This window comes from Mesorhizobium sp. Mes31, assembly GCF_024519675.1.
Lineage (GTDB): Bacteria > Pseudomonadota > Alphaproteobacteria > Rhizobiales > Rhizobiaceae > Mesorhizobium.
In genome coordinates this window covers 410,416-433,061 of sequence record NZ_JALJRL010000004.1, presented here as the reverse complement: position 1 = coordinate 433,061, position 22,646 = coordinate 410,416, and the positions used below count along the sequence as shown (strand labels likewise).

General features: G+C 62.1%; 18 protein-coding genes. 12 read left to right on the top strand and 6 right to left on the bottom strand.

What is annotated here, in order from left to right; genetic code table 11:
• Positions 1-124: 124 nt before the first annotated feature.
• From NR193_RS09910 to NR193_RS09895, 4 genes are all read left to right on the top strand, one after another.
• Positions 125-685 (top strand): RNA polymerase sigma factor, encoded by a 561-nt coding sequence (locus NR193_RS09910; protein WP_256750674.1) that lies wholly within the window; start codon positions 125-127, stop codon positions 683-685.
• Between the two features lie 2 nt (positions 686-687).
• Positions 688-2,808, top strand: a complete 2,121-nt coding sequence (locus NR193_RS09905; protein WP_256750673.1) for a VWA domain-containing protein — start codon at positions 688-690, stop codon at positions 2,806-2,808.
• Between the two features lie 149 nt (positions 2,809-2,957).
• Positions 2,958-3,668, top strand: coding sequence for a glutamine amidotransferase (locus NR193_RS09900; RefSeq protein WP_256750672.1), 711 nt, complete (start codon positions 2,958-2,960; stop codon positions 3,666-3,668).
• Between the two features lie 220 nt (positions 3,669-3,888).
• The gene (locus tag NR193_RS09895; RefSeq protein ID WP_256750671.1) at positions 3,889-4,167 is read left to right on the top strand and encodes a hypothetical protein; all 279 of its coding nucleotides are present in this window, start codon (positions 3,889-3,891) and stop codon (positions 4,165-4,167) included.
• A gap of 18 nt (positions 4,168-4,185) precedes the next feature.
• Here the strand turns inward: NR193_RS09895 and bmt are convergent, their stop codons facing one another.
• Both bmt and NR193_RS09885 read right to left on the bottom strand, forming a co-directional pair.
• Positions 4,186-5,208 carry a betaine--homocysteine S-methyltransferase gene (bmt, locus tag NR193_RS09890; protein WP_256750697.1) on the bottom strand — a complete coding sequence of 341 codons (1,023 nt, stop codon included), beginning with the start codon at positions 5,206-5,208 and terminating at the stop codon, positions 4,186-4,188.
• Positions 5,209-5,318: 110 nt separating this feature from the next.
• Positions 5,319-6,176 (bottom strand): helix-turn-helix domain-containing protein, encoded by an 858-nt coding sequence (locus NR193_RS09885; RefSeq protein ID WP_091575450.1) that lies wholly within the window; start codon positions 6,174-6,176, stop codon positions 5,319-5,321.
• A gap of 229 nt (positions 6,177-6,405) precedes the next feature.
• Here NR193_RS09885 and NR193_RS09880 point away from each other — a divergent pair, with 229 nt between their 5' ends.
• Complete coding sequence (locus NR193_RS09880; RefSeq protein WP_256750670.1) at positions 6,406-7,416, top strand: fatty acid desaturase; 1,011 nt, start codon at positions 6,406-6,408, stop codon at positions 7,414-7,416.
• Between the two features lie 85 nt (positions 7,417-7,501).
• On the top strand, positions 7,502-8,329 hold the full coding sequence (locus tag NR193_RS09875; RefSeq protein WP_256750669.1) for a phosphate/phosphite/phosphonate ABC transporter substrate-binding protein: 828 nt from the start codon (positions 7,502-7,504) through the stop codon (positions 8,327-8,329).
• Here the strand turns inward: NR193_RS09875 and NR193_RS09870 are convergent.
• The gene (locus NR193_RS09870) at positions 8,294-9,619 is read right to left on the bottom strand and encodes a Xaa-Pro peptidase family protein (RefSeq protein WP_256750668.1); all 1,326 of its coding nucleotides are present in this window, start codon (positions 9,617-9,619) and stop codon (positions 8,294-8,296) included. The genes NR193_RS09875 and NR193_RS09870 overlap by 36 nt on opposite strands.
• A gap of 171 nt (positions 9,620-9,790) precedes the next feature.
• Here NR193_RS09870 and NR193_RS09865 point away from each other — a divergent pair, with 171 nt between their 5' ends.
• Together NR193_RS09865 and NR193_RS09860 are read left to right on the top strand one after the other, a co-directional pair.
• On the top strand, positions 9,791-10,141 hold the full coding sequence (locus NR193_RS09865) for a hypothetical protein (RefSeq protein ID WP_256750667.1): 351 nt from the start codon (positions 9,791-9,793) through the stop codon (positions 10,139-10,141).
• Positions 10,138-10,752 carry a hypothetical protein gene (locus NR193_RS09860; protein WP_256750666.1) on the top strand — a complete coding sequence of 205 codons (615 nt, stop codon included), beginning with the start codon at positions 10,138-10,140 and terminating at the stop codon, positions 10,750-10,752. The genes NR193_RS09865 and NR193_RS09860 overlap by 4 nt, the downstream gene beginning before the upstream one ends.
• Positions 10,753-10,943: 191 nt before the next feature.
• On the opposite strand, the gene NR193_RS09855 is transcribed toward NR193_RS09860, so the two are convergent.
• Genes NR193_RS09855 through NR193_RS09845 form a run of 3 tightly spaced genes read right to left on the bottom strand, consistent with a single transcriptional unit; the run spans position 10,944 to position 15,693 of the window.
• Complete coding sequence (locus tag NR193_RS09855; RefSeq protein ID WP_256750665.1) at positions 10,944-13,526, bottom strand: FAD-dependent oxidoreductase; 2,583 nt, start codon at positions 13,524-13,526, stop codon at positions 10,944-10,946.
• The gene (locus tag NR193_RS09850; RefSeq protein ID WP_306280007.1) at positions 13,526-14,119 is read right to left on the bottom strand and encodes an endonuclease domain-containing protein; all 594 of its coding nucleotides are present in this window, start codon (positions 14,117-14,119) and stop codon (positions 13,526-13,528) included. Before NR193_RS09850 ends, NR193_RS09855 begins: the two co-directional genes overlap by 1 nt.
• Positions 14,116-15,693 carry a trimethylamine methyltransferase family protein gene (locus NR193_RS09845; protein WP_091575443.1) on the bottom strand — a complete coding sequence of 526 codons (1,578 nt, stop codon included), beginning with the start codon at positions 15,691-15,693 and terminating at the stop codon, positions 14,116-14,118. Before NR193_RS09845 ends, NR193_RS09850 begins: the two co-directional genes overlap by 4 nt.
• Positions 15,694-15,953: 260 nt before the next feature.
• Here NR193_RS09845 and NR193_RS09840 point away from each other — a divergent pair, with 260 nt between their 5' ends.
• The 4 genes from NR193_RS09840 to NR193_RS09825 all read left to right on the top strand — a co-directional run bounded on the left by NR193_RS09840 (position 15,954) and on the right by NR193_RS09825 (position 22,613).
• Positions 15,954-17,861, top strand: a complete 1,908-nt coding sequence (locus NR193_RS09840) for a phospholipase D-like domain-containing protein (protein ID WP_256750664.1) — start codon at positions 15,954-15,956, stop codon at positions 17,859-17,861.
• Between the two features lie 174 nt (positions 17,862-18,035).
• Complete coding sequence (locus NR193_RS09835) at positions 18,036-19,211, top strand: MFS transporter (protein ID WP_256750663.1); 1,176 nt, start codon at positions 18,036-18,038, stop codon at positions 19,209-19,211.
• Between the two features lie 92 nt (positions 19,212-19,303).
• Positions 19,304-20,464: an MFS transporter gene (locus NR193_RS09830; RefSeq protein WP_256750662.1), complete on the top strand. Its 1,161-nt coding sequence runs from the start codon at positions 19,304-19,306 to the stop codon at positions 20,462-20,464.
• Positions 20,465-20,549: 85 nt separating this feature from the next.
• The gene (locus NR193_RS09825) at positions 20,550-22,613 is read left to right on the top strand and encodes a prolyl oligopeptidase family protein (RefSeq protein ID WP_256750661.1); all 2,064 of its coding nucleotides are present in this window, start codon (positions 20,550-20,552) and stop codon (positions 22,611-22,613) included.
• The last annotated feature ends 33 nt before the right edge of the window (positions 22,614-22,646 follow it).

Below are 22,646 nucleotides of genomic sequence, written 5' to 3'. Positions count from 1 at the left end.
AGATATGCGTGAGTCAAGCGGGAAGGTGTTCCAGGGCGTCGATGGTCAGGATCCCGGCTGTTTCCAAAAAAATCTTTCCATCGCCCCAAGGAATCACCATTAGCCTTCGTCCAACAGGCAAATGATGGCGATGATGCTGGATGAGAGCGAAGCCTCCGACGCCGAACTGATCGGGCGGGCGAAGGGCGGAGACAGGGGGGCCTTCGGCAAATTGCTGGAGCGTCACTACGACTTCGTCTATCGCGCCGCCTATCGCTGGTGCGGCAAGAAGGCGGATGCCGAAGACATCGCCCAGGAAGTCTGCGTCCGGCTCGGCCGGGCGATCCGCGACTATCGTGGCGGCGGCGCTTTCACGACATGGCTTTACTCCGTGACCTTGAACGCCGCGCGCGACATGATGCGCAAGTCCGCCCGCGACATGGCCAAGACCGAGGCCTACGGCGTTCACGCGCTGATCTCGGGCGAAGCCTCGGCCGAACCGGAAGATCCGGCCGAGGCACTGTGGGCGGCGGTGCGGCAACTGCCGGACAAGCAGCGCGATGCGGTGCTGCTTGTCTATGGCGAGGGTCTGAGCCACGCGGCCGCCGCCGAGGCGATGGCGATCTCGGAGACGACGGTTTCCTGGCACATCCATGAAGCGAAGAAACGGCTGAAGACGCTGATGCGCTCGGCCGGGGAAGTGTGACCATGGTCGACGACAACGAACTCAGCAAGCTGCGCAATATTGCGGCGCCGGCACCTGCCCAGGATGCCAAGGCGCGGGCCTTCGAGGCCGCCATGCGTGCCTACGACCAGGAAAATATTTCTAGTGTCACCCAAGGATCGGTTGGCGGTCTTCGTCTCACAGAGCGAGCACAAAAGCTCTGGAGCGAGATCATGCAAAAGAAACTTTTCGCCACGCCGGCCATTGCCGGGCTCGTCGCCCTGCCGATCGCCGGATACGCCACCTTCCATCTGCTGAGGGAACAGCCGCCCAAATTCGGCGGCGACGAGAAGATCACCGAGACGCTGGCCGACAAGCCCGCGACCATCAAGCCGACAACCGCCGAACCGAAGCCGGCTCCCACCGAACTGGCGAAGGACAAGAAGGCCGACACGGATGCGGAAAGCCGCGACGCTGCTGACGCGCTGCTTGCGCCAGCTTCGCCGCCGAAATCCGAATCGACCGTTGCTGGTGGCACGGCACACCAGAATGCGGTGGGACGCGGTGTGCTGGCCGAGCCCGCACCACCGGCACCGACCGGTGAATTCGCATTGGATGGCACTGCAAACGCGCCCAGCACGTCGCGGGTCGCCCGCATGCCGGCTGCCGAGTCCAAGCTGATGGCGCCGCAGCAGCCGGCCATGGCGCCCGCCGATCAGGTTGTCCGCCAAGAGGAAAACCGCGACCGCGTCCAGGATTTCAAGACCAATCCGGTGCATGCCGCGCTCGAGGATCCGGTCTCGACCTTCTCGATCGATGTCGACACCGCCTCCTATTCCTTCGTGCGCCGTTCGCTGAAGGAGGGGTTCGTGCCGCAGGCCGACACGGTCCGCGTCGAGGAGATGATCAACTACTTCCCCTATGACTGGAAGGGGCCGGATTCTGCTTCGACGCCGTTCAACTCGACAGTCAGCGTCATGCCGACGCCATGGAACACGCACACCAAGCTGATGCACGTCGCCATCAAAGGTTTTGACGTCAAGCCGGCCGAGCAGCCCAAGGCCAATCTGGTCTTCCTGATCGACGTCTCGGGCTCGATGGATGAACCCGACAAGCTGCCGCTGCTCAAGTCGGCTTTCCGGCTGCTGGTCAGCAAGCTAAAGGCCGACGACACCATCTCGATCGTCACCTATGCAGGTGAGGCCGGCACGGTGCTGATGCCGACCAAGGTTGCCGAGAAGGACAAGATCCTCAACGCCATCGACAATTTGCAGCCTGGTGGCTCGACCGCCGGCGAGGCCGGCATCAAGGAAGCCTACAAGCTTGCCCAGCAGTCCTTCGTCAAGGACGGCGTCAACCGGGTGATGCTGGCCACCGATGGCGACTTCAATGTCGGACAGACCGATGATGACGACCTGAAGCGGCTGATCGAGAGCAAGCGCAAGACCGGCGTCTTCCTGTCGGTGTTCGGCTTCGGCCGCGGCAATCTGAACGACCAGATGATGCAAACCATCGCCCAGAACGGCAATGGCACCGCGGCCTATATCGACACGCTGGCCGAGGCGGAAAAGGTGCTGGTCGAGGATGCCTCCTCGACGCTGTTCACCATCGCCAAGGACGTGAAGATCCAGGTCGAGTTCAATCCGAACAAGGTCTCGGAATATCGCCTGATCGGCTACGAGACACGGGCGTTGAACCGCGAGGATTTCAACAATGACCGCGTCGATGCCGGCGAGATCGGTTCCGGCCACTCGGTCACCGCGATCTACGAGATCACGCCCAAGGGCAGCGGCGGCGAGCAGATCGATCCGCTGCGCTATGGCCAGGCGGCGGTGAACAATGGCGGCGTCGCCAATGCGGACGAATATGCCTTCGTCAAGATCCGCTACAAGCTGCCGAACGAGGACGTCTCGAAGCTGATCACCACGCCGGTGACGTCAGCCAACGAGGTGGCATCCTTCGACCAGGCCAGCACCGACCAGCGGTTCTCGGTTGCTGTCGCGGCCTTCGGCCAGAAGCTGCGCGACGAGGATGCGACCGCGAAGTTCGGTTACGACAAGATCATGGAGATCGCCACTGCCGCTCGAGGAGCCGACCCGTTTGGGTACAGGTCCGAGTTCCTCTCGCTTGTGCGCCTTGCCTCGGCGCTGGGCGGTAACCGGTAGTGGTGATGACGGCCGGTTTCTTTCAGATGGGATCGTTCTGATAGGGGAAACCGACCACGGGCGGGTGAGGCAGGCCGGCGAGGGATTCATTCCCTTGCCGGCCTTTTTTTCGTTGCAACGCGGCCTGCAGTCACTCATTCATCAGCGAGATGAAAGGCAGAGCCATGACGAAACGTGTTGTTCTGGTGCGGCACAGCGACGAGCCGGCGGACGACCGTGTGTTCGGCTATCTCCGGCAAAACGGCTACGAGCCGGTCTTGCGTCGGGCCTATGCCGGAGAGGCGCTGGATGCGGACGACGCTGTCGCGGGCGGCGTGGTCTATGGCGGCATGTACAACGTCTACGATACAGCGTTGCATCCATTCTTGCTGGACGAGTACCGGTTTATCGACTTCTGCATGAATTCCGATATTCCGTTGCTCGGTATCTGCCAGGGTGCGCAGCAGATTGCGTGGCATCGCGGTGCGCATGTCGGTCCGCCAGCGACCGGCATGCATGAATTCGGCTATTATCCACTCTATCCGGCCGCGGGCGCCGAAGATTTCCTGCCTGCGCCGATCCATGTGACACAATCCCATTGGCATGGCTTTGAACTGCCGGAAGGCGCCGAGCACCTCGCCTCGAGCGCCCTGTTTCCCAATCAGGCTTTCCGCATCGGCGACAAGATCTACGGACTGCAATTCCATGCGGAGGTCACGCCGACCGGTTTTGGGCGCGTGCAAAATCGTCCGGGCGCGAACTATGGCAAGCCGGGTGCGCAGACGCGCGAGGAACAGGATCGGCTCATGAGCCTGCACGACGCCGCGCAAGCTGCCTGGTTCCACGGGTTCTTGCGGAAGCTTTTTCCACCGTTGATCTAGCCGCATCCACGCCGGTGCTGGCGGCGGGATTGGCTGGGTTCGTTCGACGATCGCAGCCAGGGTGGTCCAAACGCCCGAGTAGATACCGACGTTCGCTGACGCGGCCCCGCGGGTTCGGGGCTATGGGCAGGATCGTTAAATTGCATGGTTTTTCCGGAACTGGATCGCAATTCCTGCTTGCTATGCAATGGCTCATGGTTTGGGCTTGAGGGGGCCGGAATTGCTGATCAGGAATGTTGCGAGCCCGACGCAGACGGCAAGGGGCATACCGGCTGCCTCGTCCGCGCCGTCCGAGGAAACCAGGCGTATCAGCGACGATGTCGCCGCTGCCCGCAACACCGCCATGTCGGCGCTGAACAACGACCGCTTTCGCGTCATGCTGGAGCAGATCACCGACCCGAGCGCTTCTGGCGCGCTGATGACGATGCGCAGCGATGCGGTGGGTGCGGGCACCGACTTCAAGTCGGCGCAGTCGAGCTACGCCGACAACAGCGAATAATCGAAAAGACGAATCGCGTCAGGCCCGGCCGCGGCGACGCTCGCGACGGGCTTCGCTGGTCTCGGCGGTGTTTTCCGTCGCCACCTTGTTGCGCATCGGACCGATGCGCTCGACGATCGCGGCAACAGTCGGGCGATCCGCCTTGGTGTGCGCGTCGAGCGCCTTGCGCATGGCGGCAAGGTGCTGGAACGTGGTGCCGCAGCAGCCGCCGACGATTTTCGCGCCGGCATCGACGGCAAGGCGAACATAGTCGGCCATCAGTTCCGGCGTGCCGGAATAATGGATCTCGGTGCCACGAAATTCGGGGATGCCGCAATTGCCCTTGACGATCAGGGTTGCCTGCGGCTTCGCCTCGGTCATGTCGAGCAGCGAAGCGAGGATGTCGGACGCGCCGACACCGCAATTGGCGCCGACGCCAAGCGGTGCTTCGGAAAGGCCATCAACGACTCCGTGGATGTCCTTCGGCAGCAGCCCCATCATGGTGCGGCCGGCGGTGTCGAAGGACCCGGTGTAGGTGTAGGGCAGGCCGACCCGTATGGCGGCTTCGGCGGCGGCACGGATCTCGTCGGGAGCCGACATGGTCTCGATCCAGGCGACTTCGGCGCCGCCGGCCTTGAGACCTTCGATCTGCTCGGCGAAGGCGTCGACCGCCTCGTCATAGGTCATGGTGCCGAGAGGCACCAGCAACTCGCCGGTCGGACCGACCGAGCCGGCGACGATCACCTTGCGGCCGGCCTTGTCGGCAACGGCGCGGGCGATTTCGGCAGCGCGCTTGTTGAGCGCGTGCACGCGATCCTGCGCATGATGCAGCTTCAGCCGGTGACGGGTGCCGCCGAAGGAATTGGTGAGGATGATGTCGGCGCCGGCATCGACGAAATTCTGATGCAGGCTGGTGATGGTGTCGGGCGCCGTCTCGTTCAGCAGTTCGGGCGCCTCGCCGGCCTCCAGCCCCATGGCGAACAGGTTGGTGCCGGTGGCGCCATCGGCCAGCAGCACGCCCTTTTCAGCCAGCAGCGCATCGATCGGGTTGGTCGTCGTCATCGGATTGGCTTTCATGTTTCAAAGTCGGATAAGGATATAAAGAAGTCTTTATGTGTAGTCAATGAAATAGCGGCGGCGGCGTTGCCGATGCGGACGCCCTTGCGCAGAGCTCAGACAGTGCCCGACGGGAACGACATGCCGGCCAGCCTCTGCGCGAAGCCGGCTGCTTCATGCGCATTGATGTCGGCGGCGCGGATCAGATTGTCGAAGTGGCGGATCAGCGTCTGGATCGGCTGGGTGGCGTTGAGCACCAGATACATGTCGCCGACGTAGATGGCGGCGCGATAGGGCCCGAAGATGGTGTAGGGGATCGAATAGCGCATGCGTCCGTCATAGAGGAACAGGCGGAAGGTCGGGTAGAGGTCGTCGAGCAGCGTGGCCATGTGCAGAAGCTGGGCGCGGCGGTCGGCTTCCGGAAAACGGTCCCACACACCCAGCCCGCGTGCGAAGATCTCCAGCGTGTGGCGCGGCATGCAGACTTCCATGTCGGTTTCCGGCCGCCGGTTATAGTCGATGCGGTATTGCGTTTCGCCGGCCTGCGCCAGGCGGCTCTTGTTGGTGATGCCCGCCTCGTAGTCGACCAGTGCCTCGGTACGCAGAAGATCCGGAATGCCGGCCGGCACGTAACGGATCTTGGTGCCGGCCGCCTCGGCGTGCCATTTGGCCAGCAGCGTGCGGTCGAAGCCGTCGGGCGCCTCCTCGATCTCCAGGCTTTCTCGGATTTCGCCGGTGAGGCCCTCGTCCTGGCTGAGGCCGAGAAGCCAGTCGAGCGACACCTTGAACTCGGCGGCTATGTTGAGCAGCGTCTCGGCGCGGGGCAGGCGGGTCGAGGCGCCCGACAGCAGCTGCGAGAGCGCCGAGCGGTCGATGCCGACCGCGGTTGCGAAGGCCGACTGGTTGAGGTCGGACCGTGTCAAGAGCATTTTCAGGCGTTCGCGGAAGATGGTCGACAGGTCGCGCTTGTCCATCTCGGTGCTCCAGTCTGATAGAGGAAAAATTTGCGCCGAAGCCTCTCCGGAGCTGCCTCAGGCGTAAATGAATCCCTAAGTATGTTTACAATGTATAACATGTGCGGCTGAAAATGCGCAATCGCAACAGTTTGTGCGCGTTGTCGCGTTGCTGCAACCCAACACTCCTGACACAATGCTGTCAGGAATCAACAGGGATTCCGGCGACTGAGGGGCGGTGGTCGATAGCATGACGAGCAAGGGCATCAGGCAACGCAGTGTACCGGCCATCGAGTGGCCGACCGTGGTTCTCGCATTCTTCTGCTACGGAACATGGCTTGCCACCGGCTTCCTGCTTTGGCCTTCGTATCCGATCCTGGCGCTCGCCATCCTGGCCTTTACCGCCGCACTGCAATCCTCGCTCATGCACGAAGTGCTGCATGGCCATCCGACGCGCAACGCGCTGGCCAACGAAGCCTTTGTCTTCCTGCCGATCGGCCTCGTCTGGCCATTCCGCCGCTTCAAGACCATTCATCTGCGCCACCACGCCGACGAGCGGCTGACCGATCCGCTGGACGATCCGGAAAGCTATTACCAGGCGCTCTGGCTGCATGAGGAACTGCCGCCGCTGATGAAATTCCTGCTCAAGATCAACAACACGATGGCTGGCCGTCTGGTGCTCGGCCCCTGGCTGTCCTGCATCGGCTTCTTCATCGACGACGCCAGGCAGGTGATGGCCGGGGACAAGGCGATCCGCAAGGCGTGGCTGCTGCACGCGATCGGCCTCGCCATCGTGGTGCCGATCGTTCAGTTCGGCTTCGGCATCCCGCTGTGGCTCTATATCCTGGTCCCGGTCTGGCTCGGCCAGTCGCTGATTTCGATCCGCACTTTCGCCGAGCATCAATGGTCCGAGCATCCGGCGGGCCGCACAGTGATCGTAGAGCGCTCGCCGCTGTCGTTCCTGTTCCTCAACAACAATCTGCACTTCGTCCACCACAAGAGCCCGACAGAGGCCTGGTACCGGCTGCCAAAACTGTTTCGCGACCGCCGTGACGAGTGGCTGCGGATGAACAATGGTTATGTCTATCCCAACTATTTCGCGCTGATCAAAGCCTATGCCTTCAAGGCGAAGGAGCCGGTCGTGCATCCGGTCCTTCGGCGTGCGCCGGAGCCGGGCAGGGCCTTCAAGCCGCGCGTCAGGGCCCGCAGCATCAACGGGCTTGGCAGCGCGCCGGTCCCGGCCGAGCCGCCGAAGGAATGAGTTTTTTGGCGGCAAGCGGCTGCCGCCTGCTAGACTGGCTTTGGTCGGTTCCCTTCAATCCAAGGCATAATGGTCTGATTCCGGCATGAGCGAATTGGTTGCGGCGTTGCCGATGTATGATTGGCCTGAAGTGCGCGACGAGGTCGACGCCCAATGGGCGTTGCTGCGCGATGCCTTCCGGCAGAAAGGTATCGACGCGCCGCAAACCATCGCGCGCCGCAATGGCGACCTGCCACCGGTTCCGGGCGGCATTCGCGATATCACGGGAAAACTGATCGCGCCGGATCCCGCGACATTGCCGCCGGACGAACTCGATTTCCACAAATTGTGGCTGCACCCGGCGCTGCTGTTCGCGCAGACCTGCTGGGGACCGATGGAGCTAGGCCTGTCCAGCCATGTGCAGGTGGTTGCCCAGCCAAGCTACGACGCCTACGAAGGCGGGCAGGGCGAGCTTTATTCGAGTGCGGTGGTGATGCGGACAGGCGAGGGGCCGGAGGCTCGATCGCCGGCGGACGGCAGGGCTCTCATCCCGCTCGATCTGATCCGCGGCAAGCGCTTTACCTTCAACAATTTCGATTCCATGTCGGGTCTCATCGGGCTGACGCGCGACCTGGAAGCGATGGGCGAAAGTCTTGATATCTTTTCGTCGCGCAGCGAAAGCGGCGGTCACCGAAGCTCGATTGTCGCCGTGGCCGAAGGCAAGGCGGATGTCGCGGCGATCGATTGCGAAAGCTGGGCGCTGGCGCAACGTTTCGAGCCGGCGGCACAGAAGGTAGCAGTGGTCGGCTGGACCGGACGGCGCAAAGGCCTGCCGTTCATCACCGCGAGGACAACGCCGGAAAAGACGGTCACGGCGCTCCGTGAGGCCATTGCCGGACTAGCCGAGCAGCCTCGCATCCATCGGGTAGGTTGAAAGCTTCTCGTTGCCGCTCTCGGTGATCAGGATCTGCTCTTCGATCTTGACGCCCTCGTGGCCGCCAAGCCGGCCGATATAGCTTTCCACGCACAGCACCATGCCTGGCTCCAACACGCCATCGGGCGTATCGGCGGTCCAGTCGCTCGCATGCGGCAAGGTCGGGTATTCGTCGGCCAGGCCGACGCCGTGATAGAGGACGCCATAGCGGGTCGGGAAGCAATCGCCGGGCGGCACTGCCGAGCGTTCGACCAGATCGCGGAACGAAATGCCCGGCCGCATCAATTGCGTGTTGTGTTCGATCTGGTCTGCGGCGATCCGGAACAGGTCACGTTGTGCATTGGTCGGTTTTGCGTCGCCGCAAAGCCATGTGCGCGACAGGTCGGCGCAGAAGCCGTAGGGGCCGATCAGGTCGGTGTCGAAGGCGACGAGGTCGCCAGCCTCGATGATGCGTGACGAGCATTCCTGGAACCATGGATTGGTGCGCGGACCAGACGCCAGCAGCCGCGTTTCAATCCATTCGCCGCCGCGCGCGATGTTTCCGCGATGGAGTTCGGCCCACAGTTCGTTCTCGGAAATCCCCGGCTTCAGCGCATGCTCCATTTCGCCCATCGCCGCCTCGCAGGCGACGATGGCGCGGCGCATGGCGAGGATTTCGTCCGGCGATTTGATCAGCCGCGCATTTTCCATCACCGCTTCGCCGTTGCCGATCGAAATACCAAGGCGGGCCAGCTCCTCGACGCCTTCCGGGTTGATGTGGTCAACCGCAATGCGGCTGTTGCCGCCACCATGTTCCTTCACCAGGTCGGCGATGCCGGCCGCCCAACGGCGGACTTTCTGCTCCGTCAGCTCGCCGCCATAGAGATACATCCACGAGACGGCCGGCCGCACCTCGTCGACGACGCCGGAATGGTCGGACAGGTGCTCGCAGGAAAAATAGTCGAAAAGCACTACCGGCCCGTCGGTGGCGACGAAACAATGCCGCGTCGGATTGTGCGCCACCCACAGCTGCATGTTGGTGCTGTCGGTCGCATAGCGGATGTTGACGGGGTCGTAGAGCAGGGCACCGGCATAGCCGCGACGTTTCAGCTCGGCGCGGATGCGGCCCAGCCGGTATTTGCGCATCGCCGGAAGATCAGGGGCGGCAATGCCTGCCGCCATCCATTCTGCCTCCGCCTGCGCGCCATAGCCCAGCACATGCTGGTTGAGGGACGCCGCCTTCTGGCGGGAGGCGTCACGCAGTGCCTCGATCGAGCCTGGCTCGAACGGCATGATCTTGCGATGGCGCATCGCGATCCCCCGTTATTGAATGTTACCCAATTCTTGATGCTATTCGATCTGACGATTTTGGCGTGGTTGCCAAGCCACTTCAAACAAAAAGAACCGGTAGACGGGGGCAAGCGATTGACGGCTAACAATGTATTGGTATCTTCAAGATGGTTAAAATCTGGGGACAAATAGATGTATGACTTGGCGAAAAATGAAGCGGTTCTTGCCGTAACCGAAATGGATACCGGCGTAGCAGAGCGGGATTCTCCAGCGATTCAAAGCGACGCTGATATATCGTTGGATAGAAATAAAATCGTAAAAACCTTCGAAAAGGCCGACCTACTAACTTTTGCGTCAGGAAAGAGTCATCGAATGTCATATGGCGACTCTTGGGTTGTTGGAAGCTTTTATGTGTCCGGCGGTAGTAGATATGCTAAGTTGCATTTTTATGGAAAGAAGAAGGGGTCTACTAAAGAGGGTGATTTGTTCAGAGTTACGATAGTAAACGGCGTAGTTACTGAAGAGAGAATAAAAAAAGCATGACACCATTTGAAAAGTGGTACATTCCTTTGCTGTTTGTGCAAATACTAATATCGATTGCGATATTTGTAGTTACTGCCTTGGCAGTTAATACTTGGTGGAAGCAGATAAATTATGGTAAAGAACGTCAGGTATCTGACAAATTATGGATGCTTTGTGATCGATGTGCTCTGTTATTCTCGGAGGCTCGCGACCGAGAGTTTTTTCTAAGACTTGATACTAAAGTGGCTGGCTTTGAGTCAATAAACGGGGAAGAGAAGATTTTATTTTGGGCTTTATATAGCCCGTACCACACCTTAAACACCGGCTTTCATGTTTTTGATGAACTCGATACCACTTCTATTGAAGCAAAACATGTATTGGGTGTTGATGTAATGAATAATGTTTCTGAATTGAAGAAGTTACGAAATCAAATAATGAATAGTTCAATCAGGATTGTCGATCTAAAATTCGGACCGTCTCCAACTTCTGAGGAAAAGATTGAGGAATTGGAGATTGAAGTTCACGAATCAATACTTTTTTCTTCCAAAAATGACAAAATAAACATTGATATCTCCAAAAATATTGAAAGTATTCGCGGCAGTTTGTTGGCACGAAAAGTTATGAACCCTTAGTGCTTACTTATTTATATTTATCTGCATATAAACTTAAATTTACACTGCTTGCATCGACGTTGCGAAAGAGCGGACTGTAAAGGGCCGCTCTTTTCGTTACGTGCGATCGACCCGGTATGGTCGGAGCACTGGAAACCACATAGGTCGCAGTTCTTCGTTCCCTCTGATGACCTTACGACCCACTCGCAATTTCAGGTCCGCATTTTCTCACCGCTTGGGTCGAACGGCGCTTCGACGTTGATGCGGGCCGGCCGCCGGTGACCGAGGATCTCGATCTCGAACAGCCCCGCACTTTCGTCCTCGGCAAGGGCCGCCGGTACATAGCCCTGCGCCATCGACTTCTGCACATAGTGGGCATAGCCGCCCGACGTGACCCAGCCGACCACACGCCATTCGCCGTCGATGATGCCGCGCACGGCGGAAGCGCCTTCGGCGGCTTTGGAGCCACGCACTTCCTTGCCCTTGTCGTCGAAGCGCGGCGCGCCGTAGCCATGCGGCTTTTCCACCGTGCCATAATCCTTGCTGACCTTGGCCCAGATCGGCTCGTCGCCCATCACGTCGGCATCGGCAGCGTCGACGATGAAGGAGACGCGGCGCAGTTTTGGCCCTTCGGCGTGTTCCTTGGCGGCGGCCTCGCGGCCGATGAAGTCGTTCTTCTCGAGCTTGATGAAGCGGTCCATCGAGCCCTCGAAAGGCCCGTAGATCGGACGCAATTCGCGGAACCAGGTCGGGAAGTTCTTTTCGAGGCGCATGGAGAGCAAAGCGCGCATGCCGAAATCGACGAGGCCGAACTCCTCGCCGGCATCCTTGATCGCCTTGTAGACCAGACGCTGGTAGGCCGGCGCCATCCAGATCTCGTAGCCGAGGTCGCCGGTGTAGGTGATGCGATTGACCATGCAGGGCGCGCCGCCGACCGCCATCTCGCGGAAATCCATGAAGCGGAAGGCTTTGGTCGAGATGTCGACGTCGACCAGCTTCTGAAGCAAGTCGCGGGATTTCGGCCCGGCGATCGACAGCCCGACCAGCGTCTGGTCGAAGCGGTGGATGCGCACCTCTGATCCCCTCGGGCCATCCTTCGGCAAATGCTTCTCGAACCAGCGCATGTGGTACTTTTGCGCGGCCGACGAGCCCCAGATCATGAAGCGGTCTTCACCAGCCTTGGCGATGGTGAAGTCGCCGATCAGCTTGCCGAATTCATTGATCATCGGTGTCAGCACGATGCGGCCGGTCTTCGGCATGCGGTTGGTCATCAGCCGGTTGAGGAACTCTTCCGCCCCCGGTCCTGACACTTCGTATTTGGCGAAGTTGGCGATCTCGGTGACGCCGACGCGCTCGCGCGTGGCGCACACTTCCTCGCCAATCGGACGAAAGTCGTTGGAGCGGTGGAAGGAGACGATGTCCTTCGGCTCCTTGCCTTTCGGTGCGAACCAGAGCGGGGTCTCCAGACCCCAGCTGTCGCCCATGACGGCGTTGTTCGCCAGCATCGTGTCGTAGAGCGGGGTCGTCTGCGCCGGGCGTGCCGCCGGCAGTTCCTCGTTGGGGAAGCGGATGGAGAAGCGGCGCGAGTAGTTTTCGCGCACCTTGGCGTTGGTGTAGCGCAGGCCGGCCCATTCGCCGAAACGGGCGACATCCATGCCCCAGACGTCGAAGCCGGGATCGCCATGGACCATCCAGTTCGAGAGTGCCAGGCCGACGCCACCGCCCTGGCTGAAGCCGGCCATGACGGCGCAGGCGCACCAGAAGTTGGTCAGGCCCTGCACCGGGCCGACCAGCGGGTTGCCGTCGAGCGCGAAGGTGAAGGGGCCGTTGATGATCTGCTTGATGCCGGCCTTCTCGATGCCGGGGAAATGCTTGAAGCCGATCTCCAGCGACGGCGCGATGCGATCGAGGTCGGGCGGCAGCAACTCGTGGCCGAAATCCCACGGCGTGTTGACCGGCGACCACGGCTTGCAGGCTTTTTCATAGGTGCCGAGCAGGATGCCGTTGCGCTCCTGGCGGGTGTAGATCTCGCCTTTGAAGTCGAGCACGCCGATCATCTCGCGGCCGGTCGACTTGTTGAATTCCTCGACCTCCGGCATCGGCTCGGTCAGGAGGTACATGTGCTCCATGGCCAGCACCGGCAGTTCGACGCCGACCATGCGGCCGATTTCGCGCGCCCACAGGCCGCCGCAGTTGACGACATGCTCGGCTTTCACCGTGCCCTGTTCGGTGACGACATTCCAGGTGCCGTCGACCTCCTGCGTCAGTTCGACGACGCGGTTGCGCAGCACGATCTCGGCGCCAAGCTTCTTCGCCGCCTTTGAATAGGCGATTGTCGTGCCGGACGGATCGAGATGGCCTTCGACCGGGTCCCACATGGCGCCGACGAAATTGGTCTCGTCCATCAGCGGGAACATCGCCTTGGCTTCGGACGGCGTGATCAGTTCGGTGTCCATGCCAAGATAGCGGCCCTTGGCGTGGGCGAGACGCAGGAAGTCCATGCGCTCGGGCGTATCGGCCATCATCACGCCGCCGGTCAGGTGCAGCGAACAGGACTGGCCGGAAATCTCCTCGATCTCCTTGTAGAGCTGCACCGTATAGGCCTGCAGCTTGGCGACGTTGGGGTCGCCGTTCAGCGTGTGGAAGCCGCCGGCCGCATGCCAGGACGAGCCCGAGGTAAGCTCCGAGCGCTCGATCAGCATGATGTCGGTCCAGCCAGCCTTGGCGAGATGGTAGAGAACCGAGCAGCCGACGACGCCGCCGCCGATGACAACCGCTTTTACATGAGATTTCATCAAGATAAGTCCGTTTTTGAAGAGATTGAATCGGGTGAGTGAGGTGTGAAGACAAAGCGGAGGTCGGATACGGCGGTGTTTTCGGCGAGCCTGCCATCCAGCGCGGCAAGGATGGTTTCACAGACGGAAGTACGATGTTTCAGGACGTCATGGCTCCAGACACGCAGGATCGAATAGCCGTGGGCGCGCATGAAATCGTCGCGGCGGCGGTCATATGAACTGCCGGCGTGTTGGTGTCCGTCGACTTCAACGACAAGCCATTTCTCGCGGCAGGCGAAGTCTGCAAAAAAAGGGCCGATAGAAAACTGGCGCGTAAAGCGATAGCCGCCAAGCTTGCGGGCTTTCAACTCAAGCCAGAGCAGCGCTTCGGCTTGATTGCCTGCTCGCCGGAGATTACGCGCTCGCTGGGTTGTGCCTGTTTTTCGGCGGCTTCGCGTTTGATCAGCGGTTTCCCCCACTCCGTCGCCGCTTCGCGACGCCACCTCTCCCCCGTCGATCGGGGGAGAGGTGTCGAGCGCAGCTCGACGGAGTGGGGGTCGACCGTTCATCAAATCCATACGAATGATCAGTTCATCAGCAACACGGATGATCAAAAATCGGTCGGCGCGCCGCCTTCGGACCGCCGCTTGGCGACGAAGGCGTTGAGTTCCTCGCGGATGGCCGGGTCCATGTAAGGTTCGTCATAGGAGGCCAGCCGCTCCTTCCACACCTTGTTGGCCTTTTCGAGCGCCGTCGGCGAACCGGCTTCCGCCCAGGTCTCGAAATTGCGCCAGTCGGAAAGTATCGGCGAATAGAAGGCTGTCTTGTAGCGGTCCTGCGTGTGCTGGGTGCCGAAGAAATGACCGCCTGGACCGACGGACTGGATGGCGTCGAAACCGAGCGCCTCTTCGGAGAGGTCGAGTGGGGTCAGGAATTCCGCCACCATCTGCAACAGGTCAATGTCGAGGATGGTCTTCTCGTAGGAGCAGCGCAGGCCGCCCTCGAGCCAGCCGGCCGCGTGCATCATCAAATTTCCGCCGCCCTGGATCGCGCCCCACAGCGAGAACACACTCTCGTAGGCCGCCTGCGCGTCGACCGTGTTGGCGGCGCAGGTGTTGGAGGTGCGGTAGGGGATGTTGTAGCGGCGGGCAAGCTGGCCGCCGACGAGCTGCGCCTTCATGTATTCAGGCGTGCCGAAGGCCGGTGAACCGGACTTCATGTCGACATTGGAGGTGAAGCCGCCATAGCCGACCGGCGCGCCCTTGCGCACCATCTGGGCAAAGGCAATGCCGGACAGCGCCTCGGCATTCTGCTGCACCAGCGCGCCGGCAATCGTCACCGGCGCCATCGCGCCCGACAGGGTGAAGGGCGTGACAATGACGACCTGGCCCTTGCTCGACATCTGGATGATGCCTTCCATCATCGGCACGTCGAGCTTCAGCGGCGAATTGGTGTTGATGATGGTGAAGACGGACGGTTCTTCGAGCAACTGCTCGTGGCTGATGCCGCGCGCGATGCGGGTGATCTCGATGCCGTCGACGTTGCGCTCCTTGCCGAGCGAATAGATGTGGAACACCTTGTCGGTCAGCGTGGCGAGGTCGCGGATGCATTCCAGGTGGCGGACGGACGGATGGATATCGGTCGGCTCGACCGGATAGCCGCCCGTGCAGTTCAGGATGTTGTGCATCTGCGCGAGCTTGAGGAAGTTGCGGTAGTCCTGCTGGTTGCCGGGCCGGCGGCCGCGATCGAGGTCGGAACAGTTGGGCGCCGACGCCATCATCGAAAGGATCAGGTTGTTGCCGCCAAACTGCACGTTGTGCGCGGGGTTGCGGGCATGGATAGTGAATTCCGACGGGCAGTGCGAGACCAGCTCAAGGATCATGTCGCTGTCGAAGCGCACCCGCTCGCTGCCATCGCGCACGTCGGCGCCATGCGCCTTCATGATGCGGCGGGCTTCGTCGTGCAGAACATCGACGCCGATCTCCCTCAGCACGCGCAGGGAGGCGAGGTGGATCGATTCCAGCTCGTCGTCCGAGACCAGCTTGGTCGGCGTCAGCGGAATTTTCAGCTGACGGAAAGGCGGCTGCTCGAACGCGGCCGAGCCGCCGGCGCGCTTTCCGGCGCGGCCGCCGCGACGGGCACGGTCGTTGGCCAATGCCGGTTCCAAGGGTTGCAGGGCGGCGGTCATGATGGTCCTCGTACGATGCGATAGCGGGCGGCATAATGGACCGGCGGCCGTCCAGCCATTGCGGAGGCGGCGACCACTAGGGCGAGGGAAGCGACATGCCGGAACGGCAGCCGCGCGGCCACGACATCCCCTTGGCCACTTCGGCTTGCCGGCGGGCGCCTGAGCGCGGCCGATCGGACGGATGCCAATGTAAAGCGCGTTACAGTACTGTCTTTTACTTCTGACATATTTGCTCGTTGAACTTTCCTGGAGGGACAGCCATGCCTGACGTCATCAAGGTGCGTGCCGCGACCAACAACGAAGTCGCGTTCCTTTCCTGGGATCTTGACGGGATGATCCCGGGCTGCCTCGGTTTCGAGATCGTACGCCTCTACCCCGACACCGGCGAGGAACGCTGCCTGGCCTCCTGGGTGCCGTTCAAGGGGCAGCGTAATCCGAGATGGATTCCGCAGGACACCGGCGTCTGGCCGGTGCAGAAGACATTCTGGCGCGATCTGACCGTGCGGCGCCGGCGCGACAGCCTCGATGTCAGGCCGGAGGGCGAGATGATCGCCTACCGTGTGCGTCCGGTCGGCGACATGAAGCCCGGCCTCGATCCGGTGCCGGTGCGCCCGGACCAGGTCGTTGACGGCAACCCCGCCTATACCGGGCCGGCGCGCCCGCTCGGCTATCTCGGCCAGGGTGCCGTCAGCCCACCGATCTTCCTGGGGCAGATGTTCGGCAAGGCGCGCGTTGCGTTCACCAATGGCGTGCTGTCGACGCAATGGATGTCGCACGCGCTTCAGGAGGCCGGCATCAAGGTCGGCCAACGCGACAAGATCAGGGCGGTGCTGCAGGATCCGACCAGCAAGATACGCGCCTACCTGCATGGCGATGTGCCTGATGTGCTGACCAGCCTCCTGAAGCGCGCCAAGACCGAAGGCGGTACCGTCAGGCTTGCCCTCTATGAGCTTGGCGACGACGAATTGTGCGATGCCATCATCGCCGCCAAGGATGTGGTCGAGGTCATCCTTTCCAATTCGGGCAGGGACGACCAGACCAAGGCCTGGGACGCCGGCAATGCACCGTACCGGAAGCGCCTGCACGATGCGGGCGTGGTGGTGACGGACCGTCTGTTCAACAACAACCATATCGGCCACAACAAGTTTGCCGTCTACCGCGATGGCCAGGGCAAACCGCAAGCGGTTATGACCGGCAGCACCAACTGGACGTCGACGGGCATTTGCGGTCAGTCCAACAACGCCTTCATCCGCGACGATCCCGATATGGCAGAGGTGTTCGACGCCTATTGGCAGCGCATGAAGGCCGATGTGTTCCCACCTCCGGCTTCGGAGAGCGCTGCCGGTCACGTCGTGCAGACGCAGGGCGTGCCGTTCCGCAAGGAAAACCACATGCCAAGCCCGCTCAACGGCGCCTCGGTGGCGCTGGACGGCATGACGGTGTGGTTTTCGCCGAACGACCCGAACCGCAACAAGAAGGACATCTCGGTGCGTCCGGTCGACCTCGAGGATGTCTTCGCCCGCATCAGGGCGGCGAAGCGGGCGGTGCTGTTCCTGGTGTTCAACCCTTCGCTGCTCGGCGAAAACTCGATCGTCGACCAGGCCGTCGCGGCAGCGAAGGCCGATCCGAAGCTGATCGTGCAAGGCGCGATCAGCGACGAAACCGCGATGCCCAACTATGTCGCGCCGACCAAGGATCCGGTCACCCACAAGTCGAACAAGGACGGCAAGTCGCCCTTTGTCTATCCGGAGAAGGTCTCGGAGGCGCCCAATGTCTCGATCGTGCGGGCGGCAAACCTGACCGGCGCCACGATCGCCCGCGACTTCCAGGCGGAGGTGCTGACGGTCGGCCATGCGATCGTGCACGACAAGATCGTCATCATCGATCCGATGGAGGACAACGCCACCGTCATCACCGGCAGCCATAACCTCGGCTACAAGGCTTCCTACGAAAACGACGAGAATTTGGTCATCGTGGAAGGCGACAAGACGTTTGCCGCGGCCTATGCCGTGCACATGCTCGACGTCTTCGACCACTACAAGTTCCGCGCCTGGCGCAGGACGATCGGCAAGGGGCCTTCCGACAATGACGGGATTTCCATCGACGACAAGTGGCTGAAGCCCTATGTCGATGGCAAGAAGGGTGCGATCGCCCGCTATTTCCCATAGCGCCGCCGCGTTTTGCATCTGAGATTCGTTCAATCCGGGATTGATCGGCGTCGGCCGGCCGGTCGATCTGGTTGATGCAAACGGACCTCGGATCCGGCCCTTCCTTTCCTCTGGTCGACCCAGTAGCTAGTGGGGCCTGCCGGCCGGATGACCGGCCCTCACATGGATGACAGCATGGTCGCGACCGGCTCGAGCGAAGGCGAAGCGGGAACGCAGTGGGCAGCGCTCGCCGGCGTTACCGCCGCGCTTGCCATGTTCGGCGCGGCGCAAGGGCTGAGCTCGCCGCTGTTCACGCTTTTGATGCAGAAGCAAGGCATGTCGCCCGGGTTGATAGGCCTGTCGGCGGCGATGATGCCGCTCGGGCTGATCCTGTCGGCCTCGTTCGTGCCGACGGCGGTGCGGCTGGCCGGTGCGCGAAACCTGGCCGTCGGCTGCTCCCTGATCGGCGCGCTTTGCTTTCTGGGGATCGGCTATCTGCAGAACTGGGTGGCCTGGTACATCATCCGCTTCATCATCGGCGTGGTCATCAACCCGCTGTATATCCTCGGCGAGGTCTGGGCGTTGTCGCTGGCGCCGCCTTCGCGGCGCGGCCGGGTGATGGGCGTGTTCAACACGCTGATGGGCGCTGGCTACGCAGCGGGGCCATTCACCCTGACTCTGGTCGGCACATCGGGCTGGGCGCCCTTCAGCGTCGGTGTTGGCGGCTTCATGCTTTGCGCCGTCATTCTGCGCCTTGTCTCCTCAAAGCTCACCGGGTTCGAAGATGACGGCCAACCCTCCGGCAGCTTTGTCGGTTTCGCCCAGCTGGCGCCGGCGCTGCTGCTTGCCGTGCTCGTCTCGGCCGCGGTCCAGCAAAGCACCTATGCGCTGGTCCCGGTCTTCGGTGCCGGTTATGGCCTGCCGGAAGCCGTGCTCGCCGCGCTGGTGATGGCGCTGTCCCTGGGCAACATCTTGCTGCAGATCCCGCTCGGGCTGCTCGCCGAGCGGTTCGGCGGCCGCCCGATGATCCTGGCCTGCGCGATGGCGACGACCGCCTGCGCGCTTCTGCTGCCACTGCTGATCTTGACACCACTGATCTGGGGCGTGTTGCTGGTGATGGGCGCGGTCGGCTACGGCGTCTATACGATGGCGCTGGTCGAACTCGGCAGCCGGTTCAAGGGCACGCTGCTCGTCACCGGCAACGCGGCCTTCGCCTTGTTGTGGGGCGTTGGCGGTATCGTCGGCCCGCCGGGCGCCGGCCTGCTCATGCAGGGCATCGGTCCGCTGGGGCTGCCCGTGGTGATCGCCGGCCTCGACGCGGTTCTGATCGCCTTCGCTTTGTACCGCTCCTCGCAACGTCGAGCCTCCTGACATGGATCTGGCTGGAGCAAGCGCTTTCCGCCGGCGGGGCTTACCGCTGTTTGTTCAAACCGTTAATCCTGCCGCGCAGCAACGATAGGACCATGGCCGCAGCGGATTCGGAAACTGACGAAGGGATACAGTGGGCAGCGATCACCGGCGTGATCGCGACCGTGTCGGTGTTCGCCATCGCGCAGGGGCTGTCCTATCCGCTGCTGAGCTTCATCCTGCAGCGCCAGGGCGTCTCGCCGGCGATGATCGGCCTGTCGGCGGCGATGACGCCAGTCGGGTTCATCCTGTCGTCGCCGCTGATCCCGGCGCTGGCGCGGCGGTTCGGGGCAGGGCGCACGGCGCTCACCTGTGCTGCTCTTTCGGCTGTCGTGCTGGCGCTGATCGGCTGGACGCAGAATGTCTATCTGTGGTTTCCGCTGCGCTTCCTGATCGGTGTCGTGACCAACCCGCTCTACGTGCTGAGCGAGATCTGGGTGATCGCGCTGGCACCACCGGCCCGGCGCGGCCGCGTCATGGGCGTCTATTCGACGATCATCTCGGCAGGCTTCGCGGCCGGGCCGCTCTGCCTGCTTGCCGTCGGCACGGAGGGCTGGCCCCCATTCCTCGTCGGCATTTCCGCCTTCGTGCTGTGCGGCGTCTGCCTGGCTTCCGTGCTGCCGCGCCTGCCGAAGGTGGACGAAGCCGGCCATCAGGTTTCCGTTCTGGGCTTTGTGCCGCTGGCCTGGCTGCTCTTGTTCGCCGTCGTGGTGGCTGCCGGCTTCGAACAAGCAGCACTGGCGCTGCTGCCGGTCTACGGGACCTACCACGGCATCGCTGAAGCCCGCATGTCGGCGCTGCTGTCGGTGATGATCGCCGGCAACATCGCCATGCAAGTGCCGCTTGGCTTGCTGGCGGAAAGGCTGACGGCGCGGTCTGTGCGGCTCGTCTGCATAGCCACCACGATACTTGGATGCATGCTGTTGCCGCTTCTCATCGAAACGCCCCTGATCTGGCCGATGATCTTCGTCTGGGGTGCGGTCTCTTACGGCATCTATACGATGTCGATCATCGAGCTCGGCGAGCGATTCACCGGATCGACCTTGATCGCCGGCAACGCCGCCTTTTCCTTGATGTGGGGCGTCGGCGGTATCTCCATGCCGCCGCTGGCCGGAAGCGCCATGGATGTCCTGGGCGCCGGCGGCCTGCCGATCACGCTCGGTCTGCTGTGCCTGGCGCTGGCGCTCGCCAGTGTCGTTGGTCGCGGGAAAGCCTGAATCCTTGGCCAAGGCGTCGCGGCTATTGAATATCGGACACGGCATGTCGATGTTGCATGCCGAAGCATTGCCTATCGGAGATACCATGACCAAGCCCTTCACGCAGCCAGAATCCAGCACCGAAGATCCCTTCCTTTGGCTGGAGGACAGGACAGCCACCCAGTCGCTCGACTGGGTGCATCGCCAGAACGAGGTCACGGTCGGCGAATTGCAGGGCGACCCGTCCTATCAGGCGGCGTTCCAGACCGCGCTCGACCTGATGACGGCCGAGGACAACATCGCGGTCGGTTCCGCGCTCAAAGGCCATGTCTACAATTTCTGGCAGGACAAGACCAATGTGCTCGGCCTTTGGCGCCGCACCACGGTCGCTTCCTACAAGGCCGAGAAACCCGAATGGGAAACGATCATCGACTTCGACCAGCTTGCGGCGAAGGAAGGGGTCAAGTGGGTGTTCAGTGGCGCCAGCCGGCTCTATCCGGACTTCAACCTATGCCTTGTCTCGATGTCGCCGGATGGCGGTGATGCCAGCGAGATGCGCGAATTCGACATAGAGACAAAATCCTTTGTCGATGGCGGATTTCGTGCTCCCGCCTCGAAATCGGGTTTCGGCTGGCTGGACAAGGACACCGTCATCGTCTCGGCGGCCTTCGTGGAGGCGGACAAGACTGAATCGGGCTATCCGCGCGTGGTCAAGCTGTGGAAGCGCGGCACGAAGCTGGAAGACGCGACACCGATCTTCGAGGCGCAGAAGGAAGATCTCGCCGTGGGTGCCGCTCTCGAGTTCGATGGCGACAGACGCTATCTGGTCCTGGCCAGGACGCTCGATTTCTTCGCCTCGCACATCTTCCTGCGGCTGCCTTCCGGCGAGAACAAACGCCTGCCGCTGCCGGATGACATGACCGACACCGCGATCTTTCGGGATCAGCTCGTCTTCGGCGTGCGCAGCCCGTGGACGGCGCCCGACGGCACGCTGTGCAGGCCCGATGGTCTCTATTCGCTTGATCTGGCGCGCTGGGTCGAGACCGGCGCGCTCGGACCCGTGGAGACATTGTTTGAGCCGACGTATCGCGTGTCCATCGCCGGCATTGCCCGCACGCAGGACCGGCTGTTCATCAACCTGATGGACAATGTGCGCGGCAAGGTCGTCGTCTGTGAACGCAAGGAGGGCGGCTGGTCGCTGAAGCCTGTCGCGCTGCCTGAAAACGGCAATGTCGGCATCAGCCATGCCGAGCAGTTCGGATCGAGCGTATCTTTCTCCTTCACCGATTTCCTGACGCCGAGTTCGATCATCTGGTCTGACGACAACGGCGAAACGCTGGCCACCGTGAAGTCGCAGCCGGCGCGTTTCGATGCGTCGCCGCTGATTTCGGAACAGTTCGAGGCGCGCTCGAAGGACGGCACGATGATCCCCTATTTCGTCGTCCGGCGGCGCGACCAGAAGGGTCCGGTGCCGACGCTGCTCTATGGCTATGGCGGTTTCGAGGTGCCGCTGCTGCCGGGCTATGCCGGCGTGCGTGGCCGGCTGTGGCTGGAGAAGGGCAACGCCTATGTGCAAGCCTGCATCCGCGGCGGCGGCGAGTTCGGCCCGGCCTGGCACCAGGCGGCGCTCAAGGGCAATCGCCAGAATGGGTTCGACGACTTCGCCGCGGTGGCGCAAGACGTCGTCAGGCGCGGCATCGCCACGGCTTCCTCGCTCGGCATCCAGGGCGGCTCGAATGGCGGCCTGCTGACCGGCGTTTGCTTGACCCAGCACCCCGAGCTTTTTGGCGCGGTCATCATCGAGGTTCCGCTGCTCGACATGCTGCGCTACACCGAATTGCCGCCCGGCGCCTCATGGATGGCCGAATATGGCGATCCGTCAAAACCGGAAGACGCGGCGTGGCTTTCCGCCTATTCGCCCTACCAGCACGTCGATGCCGGCGCCGCCTATCCGCCGGTGCTGCTGACCACCTCGACGGCGGATGACCGGGTTCATCCAGGCCATGCGCGCAAGATGGCCGCCCGCCTGCAGGAGGCCGGTCATGCAAGGACGCTGTTCTTCGAGGAGACCGAAGGCGGACATGGTGGCCGCGGCGACCGCCGGCCGCAGGCGGCGCAGACGGCGATGAAGTACGTCTTCCTGCAAAGGGCGCTGACCGCCAAGGCTTGAACTCATTTCCTGGGCGGCCACGCAAAGGGTGGT